The sequence below is a fragment of the Roseomonas rosulenta genome (assembly GCF_016106005.1).
GTDB classification, from domain to species: domain Bacteria; phylum Pseudomonadota; class Alphaproteobacteria; order Acetobacterales; family Acetobacteraceae; genus Neoroseomonas; species Neoroseomonas rosulenta.
Window position 1 is genome coordinate 1 of the sequence record NZ_JACADR010000451.1, and the last position, 2,259, is coordinate 2,259.

General features: G+C 73.0%; 2 protein-coding genes. Both read left to right on the forward strand.

Annotated elements, in window-relative coordinates; all coding sequences use genetic code 11:
• Positions 1-643 (forward strand): type VI secretion system-associated FHA domain protein TagH (tagH, locus tag HW578_RS25670; protein ID WP_198373548.1); only part of this gene is annotated, 643 nt, incomplete at its 5' end.
• A gap of 28 nt (positions 644-671) precedes the next feature.
• Positions 672-2,009, forward strand: coding sequence for a type VI secretion system baseplate subunit TssK (tssK, locus tag HW578_RS25675; protein ID WP_198373549.1), 1,338 nt, complete (start codon positions 672-674; stop codon positions 2,007-2,009).
• Positions 2,010-2,259: the final 250 nt, after the last annotated feature.

Below are 2,259 nucleotides of genomic sequence, written 5' to 3' on the forward strand. Positions count from 1 at the left end.
ACCGCCGCCGGCCCCGCGCGCCCCACCGCCGGTCCCCGCCACGGCCGCACCGTCCGCGCCCGCCATGCATGGCGGCGGCGGGGAGGCGGGGCTCGCCGCCTTCCTGGCCGGTGCCGGTCTGCCGGCCAACCTTGCGGGCAATGCCGACCCGGATGCGGCGCTGCGCGCGCTCGGCGCCGCCTTCCATGCCGCGGTCTCCGGCCTGCGGCAGCTGCTGATCGCGCGCGCCGACGTGAAGCGGGAATTCCGCATCGAGCAGACCATGCTGCGATCGGCCGGGAACAACCCGGTGAAGTTCGCCGCCTCGGACGAGCAGGCTCTGGCCGCGCTGCTCACCGCCGGCCCGCAGGTCGGCCCCCGCGCGGTTCGCGAGACGGTCGAGGACCTGACGGCCCACCAGGTCGCCACCCTCGCCGCCACCCAGGCCGCGGCGCGCGCGCTGCTCGCCCGGCTCGCGCCCGAGGGGCTGGAATCCCAGGAGGGCGGCGGCGGCGGGCTGTTCGCCAGCAAGGACAAGAAGCTGTGGGAGGCCTACAAGCGGCTCCACCAGCAGGTCACCGAACAATTCGACGACGATTTCGACAGCGCCTTCGGCAAGGAATTCGCGCGCGCCTACGAACAGGCGTCGCGCAAGGACCGCTAGGGGCCGGGGGCAGGGGAGCACTTCGCGGATGCTGTGGCACGACAAGGTTGTCTGGCAGGAGGGGATGTTCCTCCGTGCGCAGCACTTCCAGCAGCAGGACCGGCATTTCGAATGGATGCTGCAGGCGCGCGCGGCGCCGCTGCGCCCGCATCCCTGGGGCATCACGGAGCTCTCGCTCGACCGCGACCTGCTCGCGGCGGGCAAGTTCGCCATCGCCTCGGCCACCGGCATCATGGAGGACGGCACCGCCTTCTCGGTGCCCGGCCATGCGGACCAGCCCCCGCCGCTCGACCTGCCGGAGGGCACGCGCAACTGCGTGGTCTACCTCGCGCTGCCGGTGCGCCAGCCCGGCAGTCCCGAGATCGCCTTCTCCGAAGGCCCGGAGATGGCCGCCGCGCGCTACGGCATGCGCGGCTTCGAGGCCTTCGACACGCATTCCGACGCCACCGTGCCGGCCGAGCTCCAGGTCGGCCGCCCGCGCCTGCGCTTCATGCTCGAGACCGAGGAACGCGCGGGCTTCTCCACGATCGGGCTGACCCGCGTGGTCGAGGTGCAGGCCGATCGCCGCGTGGTGGTGGATGACCGCTTCATCCCGCCCTGCCTGCGCGTCTCGGCCTCGCCGCCGCTGGGCAACCTGGTGGGCGAGCTGGTGGGCATGCTCGGCCAGCGCGCCGAGGCGCTGGGCGCGCGGCTGTCGCAGCCCGGCGCGCGCGGTGTCGCGGAAGTGGCGGACTTCCTGCTGCTGCAGGCGGTGAACCGCTGGCAGCCGCTGCTCGCGCATTGGGCCGATGCCGGCAACGTCCACCCCGAATCACTCTATGCCGCGCTGGTGCAGCTGGCGGGCGAGCTCGCGACCTTCACCGACCCCAAGCGCATGGCTGCGACCTACCCGGCCTATCGGCACGAGGATTTGCAGCGCTCCTTCGCGCCCGTGGTGGCCGACCTGCGGCGGTCCCTGTCGATGGTGCTCGAGACCAATGCCGTCTCGATCCCGCTGCAGGACCGCCAGTACGGCGTGCGCGTCGGCCCCATCGTGGACCGCAACCTGCTGCGCGCCAGCCAGTTCGTGCTCACGGTGCAGGCCGACATGCCGACCGAGCAGCTGCGCCGCGTCTTCCCCAACCAGGTCAGGATCGGCGCCGTCGAGCACATCCGCGAGCTGGTCAACGTCGCACTGCCGGGCATCCAGGTGCGCCCGCTACCGGTGGCACCCCGGCAGATCCCGTTCCACTCGGCGGCGGTGTATTTCGAGCTGGACCGCGGCAGCCCGCACTGGGCGCAAATGCAGAATTCCGGCGCCTTCGCGATCCATGTCTCGGGCGACTTCCCGAACCTCAAGCTCGAACTCTGGGCGATCCGCGGATGACGCCGACCCGCGCCGCCGCCCGGCACCTCCCCGACGCAGCGGCAGGTGGCCGGCGCGGCGTGACCCTCTCTTCCCTGACTGACCCGAAGGACCGCGCGCGATGAGCGACAATCCCTTCGCCGAACCGGACGACAGCGACCGCACGGTGGTGCGCGGTCCGGGCGGGCCCGCGCCGTCCCGGCCGCAGCCTGCGGCACCCGCCGGGCAACGACCGCCGCCGCCGGTCGGCGGCTACGGCGCGCTGCCCACC